This window comes from Kitasatospora sp. NPDC054795 (assembly GCF_053611565.1).
In genome coordinates this window covers 1-23,304 of sequence record NZ_JBSHAP010000058.1, presented here as the reverse complement: position 1 = coordinate 23,304, position 23,304 = coordinate 1, and the positions used below count along the sequence as shown (strand labels likewise).

Here is a 23,304-nt window from a genome sequence, read left to right as displayed (position 1 = left end):
CGACCCGCGAGGTCGGCAGGACCGGCCGGGGCCCGTCGGTCGGTCGGCCGGTCAGCCGTTCCCGGACTGCGCGGGCAGCGAGGGCGGCGGCGTCACCGGCGGGTTCGTCCTGGTCGGCAGCGGGTTCGGCGGCGGCGTGTTGCCGCCCCCGCCGCCGGGCGTCGCGCCACCGGTCGTGGGCGCCGTCGAGGCGGGCGTCTGCGTGCGGCTCGCGCTCCCGGTCGGCGTCGGGGTCGGCGTGTGCTTGCCCCAACCGGGCGACGGCGACATGTTGTTGCCGCTGTTCCCGGTGTTGTTCCCGGCGGTGTTGGGGTCGGTCGGCTGCTGCGGCTTCTTGCTGCCGGAGCCCGAGGTGGGCGGAGGCGTCAGGCCGCTCTGGACCGGCACGGGCGTGTCGCTGCTGGTGACCGCCGGGGGCTGCGTCGGGGACACCGTGGGGTCGACCTTGTCGGTGCCGCTGAGCGCGAAGGCGATGCCCGCACTGGCCGCGACCAGCACGGCGATCGCACCGGCCACCCAGGCCCACGGCCCGCGCCGCCGACCGCCGCCGTCCTCCTCGCCCGCGCCGTCGCCGTACGGGCCGCCGGCCGCCGGATAGGGCGACGAGGGGGTGTGCGGGCCACCCGTCGGGTACGGCAGCACGGAGGTCTGGTCGCCGGGGCGCACCGCGCCGAAGGCCGCGGTGGCCGCGGCCTGGTCCGGCCGGAGCACCTGGGTCGCGCCGGTGTCGCCCGCGGTCGCGCCCGCCCAGTCGGCCCCGCCCGCGCCGTGCATCTCGCGCAGCGCGTGCTGCACGTGGGCACGGAACTCGTCGGCGTCCTGGAAGCGGTCGTCCGGGTTCTTGGCGAGCGAGCGCAGCACCAGCGGGTCGAGCCCGGTCGGCACCCGGCCGTTGGCCTGCGAGGGCGGCAGCGGCGGGTCCTGGACGTGCTGGTAGACCACGGACAGCGGGGTGTCACCGGTGAACGGCGGGCGCAGCGTGAGCAGTTCGTAGAGCATGCAGCCGGCCGCGTACAGGTCCGAGCGGTGGTCGACCGGCTTGCCGAGCGCCTGCTCGGGCGAGAGGTACTGCGGGGTGCCCATGACCATGCCGGTCTGGGTCATCGTGGTCGCCCCGCCGGTGAGCGCCCGGGCGATGCCGAAGTCCATCACCTTGACCGCGCCGGCGTTGGTGATGCTCACGTTGGCGGGCTTGATGTCACGGTGGACGATGCCGTTGCGGTGGCTGTAGGCGAGCGCCTCCAGCACCCCGGCGATGATGATCAGCGCCTGGTCGACCGGCGGCGCCGCCTCGTCCGCCAGCAGCTCGCGGACGGTGCGGCCCTCGACCAGCTCCATCACGATGTACGGCGTGGACTCGTCCCCGACGTACTCCTCGCCGGTGTCGTAGACCGCGACGATCGAGTGGTGGTTGAGCGCGGCGACGGCGTGTGCCTCGCGGGTGAAGCGCAGCCGGGCGACGTCGTCCTGGGCCAGCTCGCCGCGCAGCAGCTTGACCGCGACGGTGCGGCCGAGCCGCACGTCCTCGGCGGCGAACACCTCGGCCATGCCGCCACGGCCGAGCCGGTAGGTCAGCCGGTAGCGGCCGTCGCCGACGGTGCTCAGCGGCACGGCGGTGCCGCGGCCCGGGGTCTGCGGACCGCCGAACGGCGGCAGCGCCGAGGTCTGGGCCTCGCTGCCGGGCTCGGGAATCCTCGGGGTCCCGCCGGTCCGGCCGACCGCTCGGACACCCGCGTCGTCGTCCGGCTGCTGCGTCTGTGCCATCGCTCCTCGCCCCGGGCGTTCGCTCGGATCGCGCTGCCCTGTCGCTTACGTATCCCCGAACGCTACCGCTTCCGGCGGACGGACGCGGCACCCCCGAACCGGCCGGAATGCGTCAGAGCAGGCCATTCCGGTCGGCGGGGAGGTCGGCGACCAGCACGTTGGCGGGACGCTCCCCGTGGCTGTACTTGCCGCCGGTCTTCACGTCCGCCTTGTTGACCACGATGGCGATGATGATGCCCGCGAGCACCAGCACGCCGACGATGATCCCGATCACGACCACGGCCGTCGAGCAGCCGCCGCCGGTGGGCGCCTTGGGCTGCTGGTACGGCGGCATCGGCTGCGGCGGCGGGGTGTGCGCCTGCGGCACCCCCTGCTGCAGGAACTGCGGGTGCGGGGTGTGCGGGGCCTGCGGCCGCGGGGGCTGGAAGGCGGGCGGCGGGGTCTGGTACTGCTGCGGGAAGGGGTGCGGGGTCTGCGGCTGCGGCTGCGGCGTCGGGTACGCCGGCGGCGGGGTCCGGTACTGCTGCGGCCCGCCCTGCTGGAGGTACTGCGGCTGCGGCGTCTGCGGGTTGTGCGGCGCCTGCGGGGCGGCGTGCACCGAGCGCGGACCCTCGTTGATCACCAGCGGGGTGCTGGCCTGCAGCCACTGCCCGTTGCCGCCGCCCTTGGCGGCCTCGATCAGCCGCTCCGCCTCGTCCCGCATCGCCGCCGCGCTCTGGAAGCGGTGCGCCGGGTCCTTGCGCAGCGCCTGGGCGACGAAGGCGTCCACCTCGGGGGTGACCGAGCGGTTGAGGGTGGAGGGGGCCGGCGGCTCCTCCTGGACGTGCTTGTAGGCGATCGAGAACGCCGAGTCGCCGTCGAAGACCAGCTGCCCGGTGATCATCTCGAAGAGCATCACGCCGACCGAGTACAGGTCGGAGCGGGCGTCCACCGGCTTGCCGAGCGCCTGCTCGGGCGAGAGGTACTGCGGGGTGCCGACCACCATGCCGGTCTGGGTCATCGACGTGACGCCGGATTCCAGCGCACGGGCGATGCCGAAGTCCATGACCTTGACGTTGCCCTTGCGGTCGAACATGACGTTGCCGGGCTTGATGTCGCGGTGCACCAGGCCCATGTCGTGCGAGGCCTCCAGCGCGTTCAGCACGCCGATGGTGACCTTCAGGGCCTCCTCGGCCGGCATCGCGCCGTACTGGCCGATCGCCTCGTTGATCGCCTCGCGCAGACCCTTGCCGTCGATCAGCTGCATGACGATGTACGGCGTGCTGGAGCCGTCCGCGGCGACGTCCTCGCCGCTGTCGTACACCGTGACGATGTTGGGGTGCTCCAGCCGGGCCACGGCCTGGGCCTCGCGGCGGAACCGCTCCTTGAACGAGTCGTCCCGGCCCAGCTCGCTGTGCATGCTCTTCAGCGCGACCTGCCGGTCCAGCACGCGGTCGTGGGCGAGGTGCACGGAGGCCATGCCGCCCTCGCCCAGCAGCCGCTGCAGCACATAGCGGCCGTTGCCCAGCGAGAAGCCCTCGACCGCCGCGTTGCCGTGCTCGCTCATGGTCCTCTGCTCCCCCTCGGCGCGGACGTGCTCGCCGCAGCCTGACGTTCGGTCTCGTCCGTGCGTGGTGGGCCCGGCCCGCTGGCCCGGCGGGCCCCTGCCGCGGCGGTTCCACCGGCCGGCGACAGGGGTCAGGGTATCGGCTCGCGCCGACGGTGATCGGCCCAGGGCCGGGGAGCGGTCCCGGGCCGCCGGCCCCCGGTCCCGGTGGCCGGGCCGGGGCGGACCGTCGTGGTACGTCCGGTCCGGCGGCGATCCGGGCGGACCGGCCGGCGGGTACCGGCGCGTACCCGCCGGGTGCGGCTACAGGTAGGGACCGGAGCGGATGCCGCGGCCCGGGCCCGGCTCGTCCTCGTCCGACTCTCCGCTGTGCAGACCGGGCGGCAGTGCCCGCCGCATCTGCTCCAGCTGGGCCCGCGCCGCCATCTGCTGCGCGAACAGGGCCGTCTGGATGCCGTGGAACAGACCCTCCAGCCAGCCGACCAGCTGGGCCTGGGCGATCCGCAGCTCGGCCTCGGTCGGGATGGTGTCGTCGGTGAACGGCAGCGACAGCCGTTCCAGCTCGGCGACCAGCTCCGGAGCCAGTCCCAGTTCGAGCTCCTTGATCGAGCTCGCGTGGATGTCCTTCAACCGGGCCCGGCTCGCCTCGTCGAGGGGCGCCGCCCGGACCTCCTCCAGCAGCTGCTTGATCATGCTGCCGATGCGCATGACCTTGGCGGGCTGCTCGACCATCTCGGTCACCGGGAGCTCACGCGGCACGCCGCCCTCGTCGTCCCCGTCCCCGGCCGTGCCGGCGAACCCCTGGCCCACGGGCAGCCCGTCCGGTCCGACGATCAGCACCTTCTGGCCGTCCTGCGACTGCCCGCCGGCGGCCCGGAAGGGCTCCTGCGACGGGCGCTCGTTCATCGGATTCGTCATGAACAACATTCTCTCTCACTGGGGTTGGTCGGGCGGAAGCCCCCGGTCGTCCCGCCGTCCTGCGCCACCCGTGACGAAGGTACGCCCCCGGCCGCCGCACGGGAATCCGTACGGATACTCAGTTCCGGCTCCCCGGCCGCCGCCCGCCGACGGCGCCCCGGCCCGGCCCGCACTGGTCCGCCGCCCCGCGCCCGCCGCAATCCCGGCCCCGCACCGGCGCCTCAGCCCTTGCGCAGCCGCACGCCGACCAGTCCCAGGCCGCAGCCGATCAGCCCCAGGCCGACGCCCAGCGGCAGCTGGGTGGTGGAGGCGTCCTGCCAGTGGACGGGGAAGATCGCGGGCACGGCGGCGACGGCCGCGACCGGCTGTCCGGCGGCAGTGGCGGCGTCTGCGGTGTCGACGGCGGCCGGGTCCGAGGCGGCGGCAGCGCCGGGGGCCCCGTTCTCCGCCGCCTCCCCGTCGGTCTCCGGCGGCCCGGCCTCGACGCCCTGCTCCGGGGCCTGCTCGGCGGCCCGGTCGGGGGCCTGCTCCGGATTCTGTTCCGGGCCCTGCCCGACGGCCTGCTCGGCGGCCCGGTCCGGCGCCTGCTCCGGCGCCTGCTCGACGGCCTGCTCGGGGGCCCGGTCCGGCGCCTGCTCGGGAGCCTGCTCGACGGCCTGCTCGGGGGCCCGGTCCGGCGCCTGCTCGGGAGCCTGCTCGACGGCCTGCTCGGGGGCCTGCTCCACGGCGGCGTCGGAGCGCTCGGGCAGCGAGGCCGGGTGGTGCCGGTGGGCCTGCGGGAGGTCGCCGTCCAGCTGCGGATGCGGGTGCGGCACCGGCCGTCGCCGCGGCGCGGCCACCGGCCCGGAGGTGTCCGGTTCCCCGCCCTGCCCGGCGCTCGCCCCCGCCTCCGGCGAGGGAGCGGCCTCCGGCGGGGACAGCACCGCGGACGAGGGCAGTGCCATCGCCGCAGAGGCGGCGGCCAGTGGGAGCGTGAGCCCCAGCACGGCCGCCGCGACCAGCCGCTGGACACGGCCCGGGGAGCGGCGGGAAGTACGACGGTGGTGCGGCGTGACGGGCAGCGGCCCGAGGGATGCGTACGGTGATGCGGCCACGGTCGGAGTCCTTCCGACGGCCGACGGCGCCCGGGGGCGGGATCGGCGGCGGGACTGCTCCGGACCAGATTCGCACGCCCCCGGCGGTACGGCATTTCGGGCGAATTCCCGCCCTGCCTGGCGTCGCCCCGGCGCCGGGCCGCCCCCTTCTCAGGCCCGCAGCACGACCTTCCCGACCTGCTCCCCGCGCTCCAGCACCCGGTGCGCCTCGGCCACGTCGGCCAGCGGCAGCACCCGGTCCACCACCGGCTGCACCACCCCGGACTCGACCAGCGGCCACACGTGCTCCCGCACCGCCGCCACGATCGCCGCCTTCTCCGCCAGCGGCCGGCCGCGCAGGTTGGTGGCGATCACCGCGCCGCGCTTGCGCAGCAGCGCGTTGAGGTCGAGCTCGCCCTTCACCCCGCCCTGGAGTCCGATGATCACCAGCCGCCCGTTGACCGCCAGCGCGTCCACGTTCCGCTGGAGGTACTTGGCGCCCATGATGTCCAGGATCACGTCCGCCCCGGCCCCGCCGGTGGCGTCCCGGAGCGCCTCGACGAAGTCCTGCTCGCGGTAGTCGATCAGGATGTCCGCGCCCAGCTCTGCGCAGCGCGCCAGCTTCTCCCTGCTGCCCGCCGTGACCGCGACCCGCGCGCCGACCGCCTTGGCCAGCTGGATCGCCATCGTGCCGATCCCGCTCGCGCCGCCGTGCAGCAGCACCGTCTCGCCGGGCCGCAGGTGCGCGGTGAGGAAGACGTTGGACCACACCGTGCAGGCGACCTCGGGCAGCGCCGCGGCCTGCTCGACGGACAGCCCCGCGGGCAGCGGCAGCAGCTGCCCGGTGGGCACCGCGACCCGCTGCGCGTAACCGCCGCCGGCCAGCAGGGCGCACACCTCGTCGCCGACCGCCCAGCCGGACACCCCGGGGCCGAGCGCGACGATCCGCCCGGCGCACTCCAGCCCCGGGTAGGGCGAGGCGCCGGGCGGCGGGTTGTAGAAGCCCTGCCGCTGGAGCAGGTCGGCACGGTTGACGGCAGTGGCCGCCACTTCGACCAGGACCTCGCCCTCGGCGGGCACCGGGTCGGGCACCTCGGCCCACACCAGTGCCTCGGGACCTCCGGGTACGGGAATCGTCATCGCATGCATGCCCCGAACCTACTGCGGGGCCGGGGCGGTTGCGCGGTACGGCTCAGCCGGTCGGCAGGACCGTACTGGACTTGATGACGATCACCCGGTCGGTGAGCTGGAGCACGGCGGCCTCCGGCTCGGTGTAGTTGAGCACCCGTCGGCCCCGGACCACCGCGACCACCAGGTCCGCGCACTCGCGCGGGCTGTGCCCGGCCTCCGCCCGGGTGACCGGGCGCTCCACCACGTCCAGCCCGTTGCCGTACGTCAGCAGGTCCTCCATCACCGCCCCGGCGTGCGGACTGAGCATCGACATCCCGAGCAGCCGTCCGGCCGAGCTGGAGCTGGTGACCACGACGTCGGCCCCGCTCTGCCGCAGCAGCGGCGCGTTCTCGTCCTCCCGGACGGCGGCGACCACGGTGGCGGCCTTGTTCAGCTGCCGGGCCGTCAGCGTGATCAGCACGGCGGTGTCGTCCCGCTCCGGCGCGACCACCACCCGGGCCGCGGTGGGCAGCGCGGCACGCACCAGGGTGTCGGTGCGGGTGGCGTCGCCGACCACCCCGACCAGGCCGTGCTGGGCGGCGTGGTCGATCACCTTGCGCTGCGGGTCGACGACGACGATCTCCTCCTTCTTCACCCCCTGTCCGAGCAGGGTGTCGACGGCGCTGCGGCCCTTCGTCCCGTAGCCGATGACGACGGTGTGCTCGCGCACGGTGGACCTCCAGCGGTTCAACCGCCATTGCAGGCGGGTCCGTTCGGTGAGCACCTCCAGGGTGGTGCCGACCAGGATGATCAGGAACACCACGCGCAGCGGGGTGATCACGAAGATGTTGGTGAGCCGGGCGCTGTCGCTGAACGGGGTGATGTCGCCGTACCCGGTGGTGGAGAGCGTCACCGTGGCGTAGTACGCCGCGTCCAGGAAGCTGAGCTCGCCCCCGGCGTTGTCGTTGTAGCCGGCCCGGTCCACATAGACGATGAACGAGGTGGCGACCAGGACGGCGAGCGCCAGCAGCAGCCGGAAGCCGACCTGCCGGACGGCCGGATCGGCCCGCCGGGCGGGCAGCACGATCCCGGCGTCCGCCCACGGCTCCGTCCCCGGGGCCAGGTTGCGTCGGAATCGGTTCACGGCACCTCCAGGAGTTCGACCGGCTCCCCCGCCGCCGCCCCGCCGGGCGGCACCACGGCCAGCGCGTCGGCCCGGGCGAGCCCGCGCAGCATCGCCGGTCCGTCGAAGGCCAGCGGCAGGACGCCCTCGGCGGTCCGCCGGACCGGGTGGAGCCGGGTGTCCGTCCGGTGCCCGGGCAGGGCCGCCGCGGCCGGGGCGAGGACGGGGGCGCCGACGGTCCGCCCGCTGCGGGCGTGCAGCAGCGGCAGGGCGAGGGTGACCGTCCCGGCGACGGCGGCCAGCGGGTTGCCGGGCAGGCCCACCAGGTGGCGTCCGCCGGGGAGTTCGGCCAGCAGCATGGGGTGGCCCGGCCGGACGGCGACGCCGTCCACCAGCAGCCGGGCGCCGACGTCGGCGAGCGCCCGGTGCAGGAAGTCGACCGGTCCGGCGGCCGTTCCGCCGGTGGTGACCACGAGGTCCGCGGTGGAGTGCCGCAGCGCGTCCCGGAGCAGCCCGAAGTCGTCCCGGACGTACCCCACTTCGGCCGGGTCGGCGCCGGCCGCCCGCAGCCAGGGCGGCAGCAGCGGCCCGAGCGCGTCCCGGACCAGCCCCGGACCGGGCACCCCGGCAGTGAGCAACTCGTCGCCCAGGACGAGCAGTTGGACCTCCGGGCGGCGGTGGACCGACAGCCGGTCGTGGCCGCAGGCGGCGGCCAGGCCGAGCACGGCCGGCCCGACCGGAACGCCGGACGGCAGCAACTCCTCGCCCCGGCGGCACTCCTGGCCGCGCGGGCGGACGTCCTGGCCGGTGGCCAGCGGCTGCGGACCGCGGTCGCGCAGCAGCACGCCGTCCGTCCGCCCGTGCTCGCGGCGCAGTACGGCGGTGGCTCCGGGCGGGAGTTGGGCACCGGTGGCGATCTCCACGGCGGTGCCGTCGGCCAGCGCGGCCGGTTCGGCCCGGCCGGCCAGCACCCGGCCGGCGACCCGCCACGGACCGGGGCCGGCGACCGCCCAGCCGTCCATCGCGGAGGTGTCGAAGGCGGGCAGGTCGGTCAGCGCGGAGAGCGGCTCGGCGAGGGTGCGGCCGAGCGCCTCGGCCAGTGGGGCCCGGACCCCGGGCAGCGGGCGCAGCCCGGCCCGGCGCGCGGTCTCCCGGGCCCGGGGCCAGCTCAGCACGCCGGGACCGGTGGACGGTGCGGCCACGGTGGACTGTCCGACCGCGCTCACGACTCGTCCGGCCGCTCGGCGGCGCCCCAGCGCTCGGCGAGCGCCTCGGTCCGCCGGGCCGCCTCGGCGACGGCCTGCTCCCCGCCGCCCTGCCGGGCGGCCGCGTAGCCGATCAGGAAGGCGGTCAGCGGTGCGGCCGGCCGGGCCACTCCGTGCGCGACCACCCGGGCCGTGTCGAGCAGACCACGGACGTCGACGTCCAGGTCGATGCCCAGGTCGGCCTTGACCTCGGCGATCCAGTCATCCAGCGTGCGCTCCATGCGCCCATGCTGCCCGATGGCCGGTTCGCCGAGGTGTTCGCCCCGTGTGCGGCGCGCGTCGTTTCGCTCACACGCCGGTGACGGTGCCGGTGAGGATCACGTCCGGTCGCGCTCGCGGGCCTGCTCCAGGTCCTCCCAGGTGTCGCAGTCGTAGGCGACGTTGTCGGTGTCGGCCACCCGCAGCCGGGCCAGCCCGCCGACCAGGCGGCGCAGCGGCTGGTCGGCCGGATCGCCGAGCGCGGCCAGCGCGGCGCGCAGCGGGCCGGTGCGGTAGGCGGCGGCGAGCGGCTGGTCGCGGCCGCCCGCGTCGACCAGCACGGCGGCCTCCGCGGCCGCGCCGGCCCCGTCGAGGGCGGCGACCAGCCGTTCCACCGTCCGCCGGTCCAGGAAGGGCAGGTCCGCGGCGAGCAGCAGCACGGTGTCCGCGGTGACCAGGCCGAGCCCGGCCGCGACGGCGGCCACCGGTCCGCCGCCGGGCGGCCGCTCCCTGGTCCACTGGACGCCGCCGAGCACGGTCGGCCGGGCCGGGCCGACCACGACGGCGGTACGGGCGCCCGCGCAGGCGGCGAGGACCCGGTCCAGCAGGGTGGTCTCGCCCACCGTCAGCCCGGGTTTGTCGGCGCCGCCGAGGCGCCGGGCGGCCCCGCCCGCCGGAACGATCACGTCGTACGGCGTCATGCGGCCAGTATCCGCCCTATCGCGCCGCGGTCCCGTCGTCCTCCGGCCGCTCCTGCGCCTCCTGCGCGTCTTGCGCCTCCGCGCCGGGCGCGGCCCCGGCCGCGCGGGCGGTGTTGGCCGCCGCGCCCAGCTCCAGGATGGACGGCAGGGTCAGCTCCCCGTACCGCTCGTTCATCGCCGTGACCAGCGCCTCCGGGTCGTCCGGGTGCTCGGCCAGCAGCCGGTCGAAGTCCTGGAGGTACTCGCCGGTGAAGGCCAGCACCCGGGCGGCGTCGTCGCCCTGGCCCGGGGCGCGGTGGCCGGCGATCACCCGGTCCGCGCCGAGGTCGGCGATCCGGCCGAGGTTGTGCCCCCAGACGGTGCGCTGGGCCGGGGTGGTGTCGGCGGTCCAGACGTGGGTGCCGTTGTGGACGAAGTCCCCAGCGATCACGGTGCGGACGCTCGGCACGTGGACGACCGTGGAGTCCCCGCAGTCGGCCTGGCCGAGCAGCAGCACGGGGATCACCTGGCGGTCCAGCATCAGCGGCTGCGGCAGCAGCGGGGCGGGGATCAGCGGGTGGTCCGGGATGTCGTCGCCGTACACCGGCTTCCACTGCGCGACCTTCGCGGCGACGGTGCGCCGGATGCCCTCGACCACGGCCGGGGCGGCCAGCAGCTGCGCGTCGGGGAAGAGCCGCAGCACCTCCTCGGCGCCGAAGTAGTGGTCCGGGTGCTGGTGGGTGACCACCACGGCGAGCAGCCGTCTGCCCTTGCCGGCGACCCACTCGGCCAGCTCGCGCCCGGCGCTGCGGGTCAGCTGGGCGTCCACCAGGATCGCGGTCCGCTCGCCGAGGATCAGCGTGGAGGTGGCGAAGAAGGCCGACTCGGGGCCGGTGAAGACGGCGACCTCCAGCGGCCGGGCCGGCTGTCCGGCCTCCGGCGGCTCGGCGCCCGCGGCCGGCCCGGCCTGGGCACGCTCCGCGCCGGCGCTCTCCTCGGACGGGGACGTCGTCACGGGCTGCTCCCTCTGGTCGGCGGTCGGATGTCCTGCGCCCTACAGCATGGAAGCACCGGCGGCCGAATGCGCGGAAGGCGCGCCCGGCGGGGCGCGCCTCCGCTCCACGTCACACCGCGCTCCGGGCGGCACGTGCGGAAGGGCCCGGCCACCGGTTCCGGCGGACGGGCCCTTCGGCCACGGGAGGGCTGTTCGGTCGGTCAGCGCCGGGCGCCGCGCAGCCGGGACAGCCGGTCGGTGACGCCCCAGGTGGTCACCCGCCACAGTGCCTCGACCACGATGCTGCGGCTCATCTTGGACGCGCCGAGCTCGCGCTCGACGAAGGTGATCGGCACCTCGGCGACCTTGAACCCGGCCTTCACCGTGCGCCAGGCCAGGTCGACCTGGAAGCAGTACCCGGCCGAGGCGACCTCGTCCATGCCCAGGCCCAGCAGGGTCTCCTTGCGGAACGCCCGGTAGCCGCCGGTGACGTCCCGGATCGGCACGCCCAGCATCAGCCGCGAGTAGGTCGAGCCGCCGCGCGAGAGCAGCAGCCGCGACTTCGGCCAGTTCACCACCCGGCCGCCCGGCACCCAGCGCGAGCCCAGCACCAGGTCGGCGCCACGCAGCGCGCCCAGCAGCCGGTCGAGCTCCTCGGGCTGGTGCGAGCCGTCCGCGTCCATCTCGACCAGGACGTCGTAGCCGTTGTCGATGCCCCAGCGGAAGCCCGCGAGGTAGGCGGCGCCCAGGCCCTCCTTGCCCTTGCGGTGCATGACGTGGACGTGCTCGTCCTCGACGGCCAGCTTGTCGGCCAGTTCGCCGGTGCCGTCGGGGCTGTTGTCGTCGGCGACCAGCACGTGCGCCTCGGGCACGGCGGCACGGACCCGGCCGACGATCCGCTCGACGTTCTCCGCCTCGTTGTAGGTCGGGATGATCACCAGGACCTTGCCGAGATCAGCAAAACTCTGCTGGTTCACGGTCACGTACAAACCTCTCGGCCGATGGCGGGGGTCTCGGAACACCGGCGCCCGCACTCTGGAACGCGGCTCCGCCGGCAACCCGCCGGGGAGGTCCCGGTGGCGAACTGCGCGCAGGGCGGAGGCTACTGCGTCCTGGCATCCTACTACCGCGCCGGGAACCACCCGCCCGACCGTGGCACTCCCACCCGATGCCCGCCGTTTCCCGTTGGGTGACACCGGTCGGCTAGGGTCGTTTCCCTTGCCCGTGCCCGGACCGCCCGCACCGCCGGGACCATCCCGGCGATCCGGACTCGGGACACCCGGGGCCGCCCAGACAGCGAAGGAGTAGGACCGCGCGCATGGACAGGCTCGTCAACACCGTCCGCCCGTACGCCTGGGGGTCGCTCACCGCCCTGCCCGAGCTGCTCGGGCAGCGGCCGACCGGTGAACCGCAGGCCGAGTTGTGGATGGGCGCCCACCCCGGGGCACCGTCGCGCGCCGACCGCGGCGAGGGCCCGCGCCGGCTGGACGAGCTGATCGCCGCCGACCCCGAGGGCGAACTGGGCGCCGCGAGCGTCGCCAGGTTCGGCCCGGCCCTGCCGTTCCTCTTCAAGGTCCTGGCCGCGGGCATCCCGCTGTCCATCCAGGCCCACCCCACCCTCGACCAGGCCCGGGCCGGTTTCGCCGCCGAGAACGCCCTCGGGATCCCCCTGGACGCCCCCGAGCGCAACTACCGGGACGCCAACCACAAGCCCGAGATGGTCTGCGCGCTGGGCGATTTCGAGGGCCTGTGCGGCTTCCGCCGACCGGCCGGGGCGGCCCGGCTGCTGACCGGACTCGCGGTGCCCGGGCTCGCCCCCGTGATCGAGCGGCTGGCCGCCGGTGGGGGCACCTCCCGGCCGAAGGCCGGGGGAGAGTCCGAGGCGCTGCGCGGCGCCCTGACCGCCGCCCTCTCGCTGGACGGGGAGACCGTCCGGCGGACCGTCGAGGTGCTGGCGCTGACCGACCCCGACGGGGAGTACGCCCCGTACGCCCGGATCGCCGAGGACTTCCCGGACGACCGCGGCGTGATCGCCGGCATGCTGCTCAACCACGTCCGGCTGCGGGCCGGCCAGGCGCTCTACCTGGGCGCCGGCGTGCCGCACGCCTACCTGTCCGGCGTCTGCGTGGAGCTCCAGGCCAACTCCGACAACGTGCTGCGGGCCGGTCTCACCCCGAAGCACATCGACGTGCCGGAGCTGCTGGAGGTCGTGGTCTTCGAGGCCGGCGCCCCCGAGGTGCTGGAACCGTCCCCGGTCGCGGGCACCCCGGGCGAGGAGCTCTACCCCGTCCCGATCGACGAGTTCCGGCTCTCCCGCTTCGTCCTGGACGGCACGGAGCGCGGGATCGACGGCCGCACCCCGCAGATCCTGCTCTGCACCGAGGGCGCCACCCGCCTGACCGCCGCCGACGGCACCGTCCTGGACCTGGCCCGCGGCCAGTGCGCCTTCCTCCCCGCCACCGGCGCCCCGACCCGCCTGAGCGGCACCGGCAGCACGCTGTTCCGCGCCACCGTCACCGTCTGACCGGCCCCCCACGCGCTCCGGGCTCAGTCCCGGGTCATGTCGACGAAGCGCGAGTAGTGGCCCTGGAAGGCCACCGTGATGGTCGCGGTCGGACCGTTTCGGTGCTTGGCGACGATCAGGTCGGCCTCGCCCGCGCGGGGGGACTCCTTCTCGTAGGCGTCCTCGCGGTGCAGCAGGATGACCATGTCGGCGTCCTGCTCGATCGAGCCGGACTCGCGGAGGTCGGAGACCATCGGCCGCTTGTCGGTGCGCTGCTCGGGACCACGGTTCAGCTGGGACAGCGCGATGACCGGGACTTCCAGCTCCTTGGCCAGCAGCTTGAGGTTACGGGACATGTCCGAGACCTCCTGCTGACGGTTCTCGGCCCGCCGGGAGCCGCCGGACTGCATCAGCTGGAGGTAGTCGATGACGACCAGCTTGATGTCGTTGCGCTGCTTCAGCCGACGGCACTTGGCCCGGATCTCCATCATCGACAGGTTCGGCGAGTCGTCGATGAACAGCGGCGCCTCGCTGACGTCGGGCATCCGGCGGGCCACCCGCGTCCAGTCGTCGTCCGTCATGTTCCCGGAGCGCATGTGGTGCAGCGCCACCCGCGCCTCGGCGGAGAGCAGGCGCATGGCGATCTCGTTGCGGCCCATTTCGAGCGAGAAGATGACGCTCGGCAGCTTGTGCTGGATCGAGCAGGCCCGCGCGAAGTCCAGCGCGAGGGTGGACTTGCCCATGGCGGGGCGGGCCGCGATGACGATCATCTGGCCGGGGTGGAGGCCGTTGGTCAGCGCGTCGAAGTCGGCGAAGCCGGTCGGCACGCCGGACATCTGGCCCTGCCGGGAGCCGATCGCCTCGATCTCGTCGAGGGCGCCCTCCATGATGTCGGCGAGCGGCGCGTAGTCCTCGCTGGTGCGCTGCTCGGTGACGGCGTAGATCTCCGCCTGGGCGGCGTTGACGATCTCGTCCACGTCGCCCTCGGCCGCGTAGCCCATGCCGGCGATCCGGGTGCCCGCCTCGACCAGCCGGCGCAGCACCGCGCGCTCGTGGACGATCTGGGCGTAGTACTCGGCGTTGGCCGCGGTCGGGACGGAGTTGACCAGGGTGTGCAGGTACGAGGCGCCGCCGACCCGCTGGAGCTCGCCGCGCTTGGTCAGCTCGCCGGCCACGGTGATCGGGTCGGCCGGCTCGCCGCGGGCGTAGAGGTCGAGGATCGCGCCGTGCACCATCTCGTGCGCGGGCCGGTAGTAGTCGGCCGGCTTGAGCACCTCGACCACGTCGGCGATGGCGTCCTTGGAGAGCAGCATGCCGCCCAGGACGGACTGCTCGGCGGCCAGGTCCTGCGGCGGGACGCGCTCGAAGCCGTCCGCCCCGCCGTCGCCGTCGCCCTCGTCCTGGCGCTGTCGGCCGCCTTCCGACCGGCCGCCCTTGCCACCCTTCTGGAAGCCGCCCTTCTGGAAGCCGTCGCGGCCACCGCCCTGACGTCCCTCGCCGCGGCCGCGCGAGACCGGCAGCCGGTCTCCCGGGCCGTCCGGGAAGGGCGCGTCGTCGAAGGCGCCGGCCGGGAAGGGGTCCTCGGCGGTCTGCCAGTCCTCCTCCGGCGGCGGGGCGTCGTGGTCGTCGTACTGGGGGCCGGTCACGCGTGTTCCCCGATCAGCGAGTGGTGCGAAGTTGGAGCGGGCTTGCCGGTGGCTGGATGGAGCGGATCCGCTCCTCTTTGTACGCCACGGCTCCGACAAATCGGACGCCGGTGCGGCGGGAGTGTCGGGCGGAGGGCCCACGCTAAGGCGCCGGACGCCGTTGCGCCAAGGCGGTTATCCACAGGGGGTGTGGATGACCGGCCCTCTCCTGTGGAGAACTGCCGCAAAGCTGTGGACACCCCTGTGGACGTTCCTGTGGACAACCGGACCATCGATCCACCGTCAACCTGTTGACCTGGGATTACCTCGTTCCGGGCCTGTGCATGAGAAATTCTTCACACACCTCCGAACGGCTGTGGGCACAGAGCGGGCGAACCGCGCCGCTCAAGATTTCGAGTAATGGTCACATAGCACTTACATCCATTACCTGTGGATGAGTAGCCTGGAGCCCATGACCGCCTCGCCCACGACCCCGGCCCCGGCCCCCTCGCGACGCCGGCACGACCGGGAGATCCTCGCCCTGGCCGTCCCGGCCTTCGGCGCGCTCGTCGCCGAACCGCTCTTCCTGATGGCCGACTCGGCGATCGTCGGCCACCTCGGCACCCCCCAGCTGGCCGGGGTGGGCGTCGCCTCCGCCGCGCTCTCCACCGCGACCGGCGTGTTCGTCTTCCTCGCCTACGCCACCACCGCGGCGGTCGCCCGCCGGATCGGCGCCGGAGACCGCCGGGGCGCCGTGCAGCAGGGCATCGACGGCATCTGGCTCGCCCTGGCCCTGGCCGTCCCGGTGGTGCTCCTCACCCTGCTGCTGGCCCCCTGGGCGGCCGACGTGCTGGGCGCCTCGGCGACCGCCGCGCCGCACGCGGTGACGTACCTGCGGATCAGCTCCCTGGGCATCCCGGCGATGCTCATGGTGCTGGCCGCCACCGGTGTGCTGCGCGGACTCCAGGACACCCGCACACCGCTGGTGGTGGCCGTCGCCGGCTTCGCCGCCAACATCGGCCTGAACGTCGGCCTGGTGTACGGCGCCGGACTCGGGGTGGCCGGGTCGGCCTGGGGCACCGTACTCGCCCAGACCGGAATGGCCGCCGCCTACCTGGTCGTGGTGGTCCGCGGCGCCCGCCGGGAGGGGGCTTCGCTGCGGCCGGACACGGCAGGCATCCGGGCCGGCGCCAGGGCCGGCGGCCCGCTGCTGGTCCGGACGATCAGCCTGCGCGCGGTGCTGATGACCGCCACCGCGGTGGCCGCCAGGCTCGGCGACGACCAGGTGGCCGCCCACCAGATCACCATGGCGCTGTTCAACTTCCTGGCCTTCGCGCTGGACGCCATCGCGATCGCCGGCCAGGCCATCATCGGCCGCTACCTCGGCGCCTCGGACGTCCCCGGCGCCCGGGCCGCCACCCGCCGGATGGTCGAGTGGGGCATCGTCTCCGGGCTGGTGCTCGGCCTGCTGGTGGTCCTCGCCCGCCCGCTGTACGTCCCGCTGTTCACGCCCGATCCGGCCGTCCGGGCCCAGCTGGACACGGCCCTGCTGCTGCTCGCGCTCACCCAGCCGGTGGCCGGCCTGGTATTCGTGCTGGACGGCGTGCTGATGGGCGCCGGGGACGGGCCGTACCTGGCGTGGGCGGGGCTCGCGACCCTGGCGGTATTCGTCCCGGTGGCCCTGGCGGTCCCGGCCACCGGCACCGGACTGGCCGGGCTCTGGTGGGCGATGAACCTGTTCATGCTGCTGCGGGCCGGCTTCCTGGCCTGGCGCGCCCGCGGCGGCAAGTGGCTGGTCACCGGGGCGGTGCGCGGCTGAAACGCCTCCGGACGGGACTCCCGCGGGGGTCCCGTCCGGACATGACCGAGGGCCGGACTCCCGGAGGAGTCCGGCCCTCGGGCCTTGGCTACGGAGCTCAGGCAGCCACGACGGCGACGTCGAGGTTGGCCACGACGTCCGAGTGCAGCTTGACCGAGACCTTGTGGGAACCCACGGTCTTGATCGGCGAGGCGATCGCGACGGCGCGCTTGTCCACGGCCGGGCCGCCGGCGGCCTTGATGGCCTCGACGACGTCGGACTGGGTCACCGAGCCGAACAGGCGGCCGGCCTCGCCCGAGCGGACGGCCAGCTTGACCTGGACGCCCTCGAGCTTGCCCTTGACCTCGTTGGCGGCCTCGAGGGTCTGGATGGCGTGGATCTTCCGGGCGCGACGGATGGCGTCGACGTCCTTCTGACCACCCTTGGTCCAGCGGATGGCGAAGCCACGCGGGACCAGGTAGTTGCGGGCGTAGCCGTCCTTGACCTCGACGACCTCGCCGGCGGAGCCGAGACCCGGCACCTCGTGCGTGAGGATGATCTTCATTACTTGGTCACCCTCTCTTAGCGCGCGGTGCTGGTGTAGGGCAGCAGCGCCATCTCACGGCTGTTCTTCACGGCCGTGGCGACGTCGCGCTGGTGCTGGGTGCAGTTGCCGGTCACCCGACGGGCACGGATCTTGCCGCGGTCGGAGATGTACTTCCGCAGCAGGTTCGTGTCCTTGTAGTCAACGTAGTTGACCTTGTCCTTGCAGAAGACGCAAACCTTCTTCTTCGGCTTGCGAGCAGGCGGCTTCGCCATTGTGTGCTCCATTTGGGGTTCACGGCCCGGCGGGCGTCCGGGGACGCCGGCCGCCGGGCCGCACGAAATCTGTCAGCTCTTAGAACGGGGGCTCTTCCGAGAAACCGCTACCACCGGACGGGGCACCCCAGCCGCCGCCCTGGTTTCCACCGGACGGGGCGCTGGAGGCCCAGGGGTCGTCGGAGGGACCGGACTGGCCGCCACCGGAGTTTCCACCCCAGTTGCCGCCGCCCTGCTGGCCGCCACCGCCGCCGCCCCAGTTACCGCCGCCCTGCTGGCCGCCGCCCTGCTGGCCGCCGAAGCCGCCACCGGGGCCGCCGGACCGGTTGGCCCGGGTGACCTTGGCGGTCGCCGAGCGCAGGCTCGGACCGACCTCGTCGACCTCGACCTCGAAGACCGTCCGCTTCTCGCCTTCCTTGGTCTCGTAAGACCGCTGGCGCAGTCGGCCCTGCACGATGACGCGCATGCCGCGCTGCAGCGACTCGGCCACGTTCTCCGCCGGCTGCCGCCAGACGTTGCACGTGAGGAAGAGGCTCTCGCCGTCCTTCCACTCGTTCGTCTGACGGTCGAAGGTGCGGGGGGTGGACGCGATGCGGAACTTCGCGACCGCCGCACCCGACGGGGTGAAGCGCAGCTCGGGGTCGTCGACGAGATTGCCGACGAGGGTGATGACGGTCTCGCCTGCCATGGTGGTGATGACCTCTCGGGAAGATGTCCGTTCGCCGCTGTTTCACGTGAAACAGCGGACGCGAGCTACCCGAGACCCGAAGGCCTCAGAGGTGGCTCAGTGGGTGTCCGGGCGCAGGACCTTGGTCCGCAGAACCGACTCGCTCAGGCCCAGCTGGCGGTCGAGCTCCTTGACGACCTCAGGCGTGGCCTTGAGGTCGATGACCGAGTAGATGCCCTCGGACTGCTTGTTGATCTCGTAAGCCAGACGGCGGCGACCCCAGGTGTCGACCTTCTCCACCTTGCCACCCGCGTTGCGGACGACGGCGAGGAAGTTCTCGATCAGGGGGGAGACAGCGCGCTCCTCGACCGAGGGGTCGAGGATGACCATCAGCTCGTAGTGACGCATGAGTAACCCACCTCCTTTGGACTCAGCGGCCACGGTCTCTCCGTGGCAGGAGGGTTGTGCGTAGCGTCGGCACCGGAGCAGTGACGACTCCGGCCCACCGTAGCGGCCGGGTCGGACAGTCGACCCCCTGCTCCACCCGAAAGTGGTCGTCGCCCGGAAGCGGACGCAAAGGGGGCACAACTACACCAGTGCAGACGGCACAGCCTACCTGCACCCGGACGGCCGAACAAAACGCATAGGGGTTGTGAGAGCGACCCAAGCACCGCAATCTGGACGGAACGGGATTCCTGCCCGTTCGTCTCCACGCCAGGAGGTGGGACCCATGGCCCAGTCCGTCCACCGCATGCCCGCCCTCACGCTGAACACCGACGGCCACCCGCACCCCCGCGAGAACACCCTGGTGGGCGTCACCGCCCTGCTGGGCGTGATCGCGTTCACCACCTCGTTCTTCCACAACCTGCACCTGCTGACCTCGTGGACCGGCCTGTTCGGCATCGTCACGGGCCTGTGGGGCATGTTCGTCTCGGTCACCACCGCCGAGCGCTTCGTCCTGATGGTCTCGCTCGGCGCCGCCGCGCTCGGCTTCTACCTCGGCATCGCCCGGGGCGGTCTCTGGGGCTGACCCCTCCCCCGCGCCCGCCCCGCGCCACCCCCACTGGGACCGAGCCCACAGGGCCCGCCCGGAACCCTCGCCGCCCCCGTCGCGTATCTGCAGAGGAGACAGGTACCCGGCGGGGGCGCCGTCGTGCCCACCACGACGGGTGCCCGAGCCCCGGACGATAGGGTCAGCCCGAGAACTGGGGCCACCGCAGCCCGACCGACGAGGAGCACCGAGCAATGAGCCTGCGCCTGAGGACGATCACCCGCGAGGAGCACCTCGCCTTCATCAGGAGCCGCGCCTCGGCCAGCCACATGCAGGTGCCGTCGTGGGGTGACGTGAAGGCCGAGTGGCGGTCCGAGTCGATCGGCTGGTTCGACGAGGCCAACCAGCTCGTCGGCGCCGGCCTGGTCCTGTACCGCCAGCTGCCCAAGCTCAAGCGCTACCTCGCCTACCTGCCCGAGGGCCCGGTCATCGACTGGTTCGACCGCGACCTCGACCGCTGGCTCTCCCCGATGCTGGCGCACCTCAAGTCGCAGGGCGCGTTCTCGGTGAAGATGGGCCCGCCGATCGTCATCCGCCGCTGGAACGCCCCCACCATCAAGGAGGCCATCGCCGCCAAGCAGGCCAAGCGGCTGCGCGACGTCGAGGCCGACTGGTACGAGGCCCGCGCCTTCGAGGTGGCCGACCGGCTGCGCAAGGCCGGCTGGCTCCAGGGCGAGGACGGCGGCGCGGGCTTCGGCGACGTCCAGCCCCGCTACGTCTTCCAGGTGCCGCTGGCCAACCGCTCGCTGGACGACATCCACAAGAACTTCAACCAGCTCTGGCGCCGCAACATCAAGAAGGCCGAGAAGAGCGGCGTCGAGGTCGTCCAGGGCGGCTACGACGACCTGCCGATCTTCCACCAGCTCTACCTGGTCACCGCCGAGCGCGACAAGTTCACCCCGCGCCCGCTGGCCTACTTCCAGCGGATGTGGAAGGCCCTCGTGGCCGAGGACCCGAACCGCATGCGGCTCTACATCGCCTACCACCAGGGCGAGCCGCTGGCCGCCACCACGATGCTCGTGGTCGGCGAGCACGTCTGGTACTCCTACGGCGCCTCGGCCAACCACAAGCGCGAGGTCAAGCCGTCCAACGCCATCCAGTGGCGGATGATGCGCGACTCCTACGCCCTCGGCGGCGGGGTGTACGACCTGCGCGGCATCAGTGACACCCTGGACGAGGACGACCACCTGTTCGGTCTGATCCAGTTCAAGGTCGGCACCGGCGGCCAGGCGGCCGAGTACCTCGGCGAGTGGGACTTCCCGCTCAACAAGCTGCTGCACAAGGCCCTCGACCTCTACATGTCCCGCCGCTGAGGAGGCTGCCCCGATGACGCTGTCGCTCTACCTCGACACCGAACGCTGGCGCACCCACCAGCGCTCCGTCCTCGCCGAGTTCCCCGGCCTGGTGCCGGTCGCCAAGGGGAACGGCTACGGCCTGGGCAACCACCGGCTGGCCGAGGAGGCGACGCTGCTGGGCACCGGGGTGCTCGCCGTCGGTACCGCGTACGAGGCGGCCGACGCCGCCGAGTGGTACGGCGGCGAGCTGCTGGTGCTCACCCCGTACCGGGTCGGCGAGGAGGCGCTGCCGCTGCCGCACGCCCGGGTGATCCGGACGGTGGCCAGCGTGGACGCGCTGCGCGCGCTGCACGGCGCCCGGGTGGTGCTGGAGTGCATGACCACCATGCGCCGGCACGGCGTGAGCGCGGACGACCTGCGCACCGTCGCCGCCGAGCTGGAGGGCGTGAGCTTCGAGGGCCTGGCGCTGCACCTGCCGATGGACCGGCCGGACGGCTCCAGCCCCGTCGAGGAGGTCGCGTACTGGGTGGACACCGCCCGGGCGGCCGGCATCCCGGTGCACACCGTGTTCGTCAGCCACCTCGGCGCGGCCGGCCTGGACCAGCTGGCCCAGCGCTACCCGCAGACGGTCTTCCGGGCCCGGATCGGCACCCGGCTCTGGCTGGGCGACCACGCCGCGCTGGAGGTCCGGGCCACCGTCCTGGACGTCACCCAGCTGCGGAAGGGCGACCGCTACGGCTACCGCCAGCACCCGGCGCCCTCCGACGGCCACATCCTGGTGGTCGCCGGCGGCACCGCGCACGGCATCGGCCTGGAGGCGCCCAAGTACGTCCAGAGCATGGGGGCGCGGGCCAAGGGCATCGCCCGGGCCGGCCTGGCGACGGTCAACAAGACCAAGTCGCCGTTCCACTGGGCCGGCAAGCAGCTGTGGTTCGCCGAGCCGCCGCACATGCAGGTCTCGCTGCTGTTCCTGGACGGGGAGACCACGCCCCCCGCGATCGGCGAGGAGCTCGGTCTCCAGGTCCGGCACACCACCACGCACTTCGACCGCGTGGTGGACCGCTGAGCTACGGCTTCTCGGCCGGCTCCGGCAGTTCGGGCTCGTCGAGCCACTGCCCGGGGCCGGCCGGCGCGTACGCGGCGTAGCTCTCCTCCTCGCGCAGCCGACGGGCGGTGCCCAGCACGGACACGTCCGGGGCGTGGTCCAGCACCCCGCCGGAGGGGTCGTCGCTGCCGTCCCAGCGGACCGGGTCGTGGTCCGGGTGGAGGACGTCGCGGACCACCAGGGCGACCAGGTAGAGCGTGCCCAGCAGGTGCAGTCCGATCGCGAAGTGGTACCAGCCCTCGCTGATCCCGTGCTGCTTGGAGCCGGTGACCAGGCCCAGGTGGGACCAGATGCCCAGGGTGTAGAGCACCTCGCAGGCCTGCCAGATCAGGAAGTCCCGCCAGCGCGGCCGGGCCAGCACCGCGAGCGGCAGCAGCCAGAGCGCGTACTGCGGCGAGTACACCTTGTTGACCAGCACGAAGAGCGCGACCACCAGGAAGGCCAGCTGGGCGAAGCGCGGCCGGCGCGCGGCCGAGAAGCCGAGCCACGCTATGGCCAGGCAGCCCAGCACCATCAGCACGCCGATGTAGACGTCGAGGTCGGCCAGCCCGGCGCCGCGGCGCTGCATCAGGATCAGCCAGAACGAGCCGTAGTCCTCGCCGCGGTGCTTGCTGAACACGTAGAAGGTCGACCAGCCCCGCCAGTTGGCCAGCATGATCGGCAGGTTGACCACCAGCCAGGCGCCGACCGCGCCGCCCAGCATCACCCGGAACTCGCGCCACTTGCCGGCCCGCCAGCAGAGCACCAGCAGCGGGCCGATCAGCAGCAGCGGATAGAGCTTTGCCGCGGTGGCCAGACCGATGAAGACACCGGCCCAGCCCGGCCGGGCACCGGCCCACCAGGCCATCGCCACGGCGGCCAGGGCGACCGCGAGCAGGTCCCAGTTGACGGTGCCGTTGAGCAGCAGGACCGGGGCGAGCGCGAACAGCAGCGCGTCCCACGGGCGGCGCCGGTGGGTGCGCGAGAGCGCCACCGCGGCGACCACGGCGCAGGCCATCAGCAGCCCGGCGTTGATCGCCCAGAACCACTGCTCCTGGCTCTGCTGGTCGCCGCCGCCGGGCGTCAGCCAGGCCGCGACCTGCATGAACAGGCCGGTCAGCACCGGGTACTCCAGGTACTGGAGATCCCCCGAGGAGCCCGGGATGCGGTCCACGTACGGGTGCAGCCCGGCCGCGAAGCCGCGTCCGGAGAACAGGTGCGGGATGTCGCTGTAGCAGGCGTGGATGTACTGCGGCGAGCCCGGCTGGAACCAGGCCTGCTCGTAGCAGGGCAGCTTCTGCACCATGCCGAGCACCGACACCACGATCACCGCGAGCGCCAGGAAGCGCGCCGGGATCCACCAGGAGACGCCGAGCAGCGCACGGCGGCCCGGCGGCCCGCCGAACACCTCGCTGCCGGCCGCCGCCACCGGGTCCTCGTCGGCCGGGACGACCACGGTGTTGACCGGTGGCGCGGCCGTGGCGACGGCTGCCGGGAGGGGCCCTGCGGCGGCGCCGGACCCGACCGGGCCGGCGGTTTCGTCACGATCGCTCGACGTCATGCCGGACATCCTGCCGCACCGATCCCGTCGGGACGAGGAGGCCCCCGCAACGGTCCGCGCCCCCGCCCGGCGGGCGAGCCGCCGGTCACGGCGCGACGGGCGGGCCGGACACCGCGGTGATCCGGACGAAAACGGCGGTGGGGGCCCTCCCAGGAGGACCGCCACCCCCCGTCGGGGTCGAGCCCGGACCGGGCTACTGCCCCGCTGCCGCGCCCAGCAGGCCGCCCCCC

At 73.7% G+C, this 23,304-nt stretch carries 20 protein-coding genes and 1 pseudogene; 5 read left to right on the top strand and 16 right to left on the bottom strand.

The genetic code is table 11. The features are described from left to right. Positions 1-51: 51 nt before the first annotated feature. The 10 genes and pseudogenes from ACWGJO_RS21475 to ACWGJO_RS21430 all read right to left on the bottom strand — a co-directional run bounded on the left by ACWGJO_RS21475 (position 52) and on the right by ACWGJO_RS21430 (position 11,654). Positions 52-1,548: a protein kinase domain-containing protein gene (locus tag ACWGJO_RS21475; protein WP_452185959.1), complete on the bottom strand. Its 1,497-nt coding sequence runs from the start codon at positions 1,546-1,548 to the stop codon at positions 52-54. 328 nt (positions 1,549-1,876) lie between these two features. Then, positions 1,877-3,310 carry a protein kinase domain-containing protein gene (locus tag ACWGJO_RS21470; protein WP_452185917.1) on the bottom strand — a complete coding sequence of 478 codons (1,434 nt, stop codon included), beginning with the start codon at positions 3,308-3,310 and terminating at the stop codon, positions 1,877-1,879. Positions 3,311-3,613: 303 nt separating this feature from the next. Continuing rightward, the gene (locus ACWGJO_RS21465; protein WP_452185957.1) at positions 3,614-4,216 is read right to left on the bottom strand and encodes a bacterial proteasome activator family protein; all 603 of its coding nucleotides are present in this window, start codon (positions 4,214-4,216) and stop codon (positions 3,614-3,616) included. Between the two features lie 233 nt (positions 4,217-4,449). Further along, positions 4,450-5,322: a hypothetical protein gene (locus ACWGJO_RS21460; protein WP_452185915.1), complete on the bottom strand. Its 873-nt coding sequence runs from the start codon at positions 5,320-5,322 to the stop codon at positions 4,450-4,452. Between the two features lie 150 nt (positions 5,323-5,472). Beyond that, complete coding sequence (locus tag ACWGJO_RS21455; RefSeq protein WP_387691330.1) at positions 5,473-6,450, bottom strand: NAD(P)H-quinone oxidoreductase; 978 nt, start codon at positions 6,448-6,450, stop codon at positions 5,473-5,475. Positions 6,451-6,493: 43 nt separating this feature from the next. Continuing rightward, positions 6,494-7,555 carry a potassium channel family protein gene (locus ACWGJO_RS21450; protein WP_387691328.1) on the bottom strand — a complete coding sequence of 354 codons (1,062 nt, stop codon included), beginning with the start codon at positions 7,553-7,555 and terminating at the stop codon, positions 6,494-6,496. Further along, entirely contained in the window at positions 7,552-8,760 is a 1,209-nt protein-coding gene (locus tag ACWGJO_RS21445) for a molybdopterin molybdotransferase MoeA (protein WP_452185912.1), read from the bottom strand. The genes ACWGJO_RS21450 and ACWGJO_RS21445 overlap by 4 nt, the downstream gene beginning before the upstream one ends. Then, positions 8,757-9,698: pseudogene (locus ACWGJO_RS21440) on the bottom strand (NTP transferase domain-containing protein). Before ACWGJO_RS21440 ends, ACWGJO_RS21445 begins: the two are co-directional and overlap by 4 nt. A gap of 16 nt (positions 9,699-9,714) precedes the next feature. Further along, complete coding sequence (locus ACWGJO_RS21435) at positions 9,715-10,692, bottom strand: MBL fold metallo-hydrolase (protein WP_452185910.1); 978 nt, start codon at positions 10,690-10,692, stop codon at positions 9,715-9,717. A 200-nt stretch (positions 10,693-10,892) separates the two neighbouring features. Next, on the bottom strand, positions 10,893-11,654 hold the full coding sequence (locus ACWGJO_RS21430) for a polyprenol monophosphomannose synthase (protein ID WP_452185908.1): 762 nt from the start codon (positions 11,652-11,654) through the stop codon (positions 10,893-10,895). A gap of 335 nt (positions 11,655-11,989) precedes the next feature. Here ACWGJO_RS21430 and manA point away from each other — a divergent pair, with 335 nt between their 5' ends. Then, the gene (gene manA, locus ACWGJO_RS21425) at positions 11,990-13,195 is read left to right on the top strand and encodes a mannose-6-phosphate isomerase, class I (protein ID WP_452185906.1); all 1,206 of its coding nucleotides are present in this window, start codon (positions 11,990-11,992) and stop codon (positions 13,193-13,195) included. A gap of 23 nt (positions 13,196-13,218) precedes the next feature. Here manA and dnaB read toward each other — a convergent pair whose 3' ends face one another. Further along, complete coding sequence (gene dnaB / locus ACWGJO_RS21420) at positions 13,219-14,694, bottom strand: replicative DNA helicase (RefSeq protein WP_452185955.1); 1,476 nt, start codon at positions 14,692-14,694, stop codon at positions 13,219-13,221. A 577-nt stretch (positions 14,695-15,271) separates the two neighbouring features. Between dnaB and ACWGJO_RS21415 the strand changes: the two genes are divergently transcribed. Then, positions 15,272-16,618, top strand: a complete 1,347-nt coding sequence (locus ACWGJO_RS21415) for an MATE family efflux transporter (RefSeq protein WP_452185904.1) — start codon at positions 15,272-15,274, stop codon at positions 16,616-16,618. Between the two features lie 97 nt (positions 16,619-16,715). On the opposite strand, the gene rplI is transcribed toward ACWGJO_RS21415, so the two are convergent. The 4 genes from rplI to rpsF all read right to left on the bottom strand — a co-directional run bounded on the left by rplI (position 16,716) and on the right by rpsF (position 18,491). Then, positions 16,716-17,162, bottom strand: coding sequence for a 50S ribosomal protein L9 (gene rplI / locus ACWGJO_RS21410; RefSeq protein WP_452185902.1), 447 nt, complete (start codon positions 17,160-17,162; stop codon positions 16,716-16,718). Between the two features lie 17 nt (positions 17,163-17,179). Then, complete coding sequence (gene rpsR, locus ACWGJO_RS21405) at positions 17,180-17,416, bottom strand: 30S ribosomal protein S18 (protein ID WP_030059640.1); 237 nt, start codon at positions 17,414-17,416, stop codon at positions 17,180-17,182. A gap of 79 nt (positions 17,417-17,495) precedes the next feature. Then, positions 17,496-18,104 (bottom strand): single-stranded DNA-binding protein, encoded by a 609-nt coding sequence (locus tag ACWGJO_RS21400; protein WP_359909464.1) that lies wholly within the window; start codon positions 18,102-18,104, stop codon positions 17,496-17,498. A gap of 96 nt (positions 18,105-18,200) precedes the next feature. Next, a complete protein-coding gene (gene rpsF / locus ACWGJO_RS21395; protein ID WP_452185900.1) occupies positions 18,201-18,491 on the bottom strand; it encodes a 30S ribosomal protein S6 in 291 nt (96 codons plus the stop codon). A 322-nt stretch (positions 18,492-18,813) separates the two neighbouring features. Between rpsF and ACWGJO_RS21390 the strand changes: the two genes are divergently transcribed. The 3 genes from ACWGJO_RS21390 to ACWGJO_RS21380 all read left to right on the top strand — a co-directional run bounded on the left by ACWGJO_RS21390 (position 18,814) and on the right by ACWGJO_RS21380 (position 21,495). Then, entirely contained in the window at positions 18,814-19,113 is a 300-nt protein-coding gene (locus ACWGJO_RS21390) for a hypothetical protein (RefSeq protein ID WP_359909468.1), read from the top strand. A gap of 215 nt (positions 19,114-19,328) precedes the next feature. Next, positions 19,329-20,447 (top strand): lipid II:glycine glycyltransferase FemX, encoded by a 1,119-nt coding sequence (locus ACWGJO_RS21385; RefSeq protein WP_359909471.1) that lies wholly within the window; start codon positions 19,329-19,331, stop codon positions 20,445-20,447. Positions 20,448-20,460: 13 nt separating this feature from the next. After that, the gene (locus ACWGJO_RS21380) at positions 20,461-21,495 is read left to right on the top strand and encodes an alanine racemase (RefSeq protein ID WP_359909474.1); all 1,035 of its coding nucleotides are present in this window, start codon (positions 20,461-20,463) and stop codon (positions 21,493-21,495) included. 1 nt (position 21,496) lies between these two features. Here ACWGJO_RS21380 and ACWGJO_RS21375 read toward each other — a convergent pair whose 3' ends face one another. Continuing rightward, positions 21,497-23,074, bottom strand: coding sequence for a glycosyltransferase family 87 protein (locus ACWGJO_RS21375; protein ID WP_380541294.1), 1,578 nt, complete (start codon positions 23,072-23,074; stop codon positions 21,497-21,499). Between the last annotated feature and the right edge of the window lie 230 nt (positions 23,075-23,304).

Coding starts and splice junctions, on each gene's coding strand:
- ACWGJO_RS21475 (WP_452185959.1), bottom strand. CDS start 1,548: ATGGCCGAGGTGTTCGCCGCCGAGGACGTGCGGCTCGGCCGCACCGTC.
- ACWGJO_RS21470 (WP_452185917.1), bottom strand. CDS start 3,310: ATGAGCGAGCACGGCAACGCGGCGGTCGAGGGCTTCTCGCTGGGCAAC.
- ACWGJO_RS21465 (WP_452185957.1), bottom strand. CDS start 4,216: ATGAACGAGCGCCCGTCGCAGGAGCCCTTCCGGGCCGCCGGCGGGCAG.
- ACWGJO_RS21455 (WP_387691330.1), bottom strand. CDS start 6,450: ATGCATGCGATGACGATTCCCGTACCCGGAGGTCCCGAGGCACTGGTG.
- manA (WP_452185906.1), top strand. CDS start 11,990: ATGGACAGGCTCGTCAACACCGTCCGCCCGTACGCCTGGGGGTCGCTC.
- ACWGJO_RS21415 (WP_452185904.1), top strand. CDS start 15,272: ATGACCGCCTCGCCCACGACCCCGGCCCCGGCCCCCTCGCGACGCCGG.
- rplI (WP_452185902.1), bottom strand. CDS start 17,162: ATGAAGATCATCCTCACGCACGAGGTGCCGGGTCTCGGCTCCGCCGGC.
- rpsR (WP_030059640.1), bottom strand. CDS start 17,416: ATGGCGAAGCCGCCTGCTCGCAAGCCGAAGAAGAAGGTTTGCGTCTTC.
- ACWGJO_RS21400 (WP_359909464.1), bottom strand. CDS start 18,104: ATGGCAGGCGAGACCGTCATCACCCTCGTCGGCAATCTCGTCGACGAC.
- rpsF (WP_452185900.1), bottom strand. CDS start 18,491: ATGCGTCACTACGAGCTGATGGTCATCCTCGACCCCTCGGTCGAGGAG.
- ACWGJO_RS21390 (WP_359909468.1), top strand. CDS start 18,814: ATGGCCCAGTCCGTCCACCGCATGCCCGCCCTCACGCTGAACACCGAC.
- ACWGJO_RS21385 (WP_359909471.1), top strand. CDS start 19,329: ATGAGCCTGCGCCTGAGGACGATCACCCGCGAGGAGCACCTCGCCTTC.
- ACWGJO_RS21380 (WP_359909474.1), top strand. CDS start 20,461: ATGACGCTGTCGCTCTACCTCGACACCGAACGCTGGCGCACCCACCAG.
- ACWGJO_RS21375 (WP_380541294.1), bottom strand. CDS start 23,074: ATGACGTCGAGCGATCGTGACGAAACCGCCGGCCCGGTCGGGTCCGGC.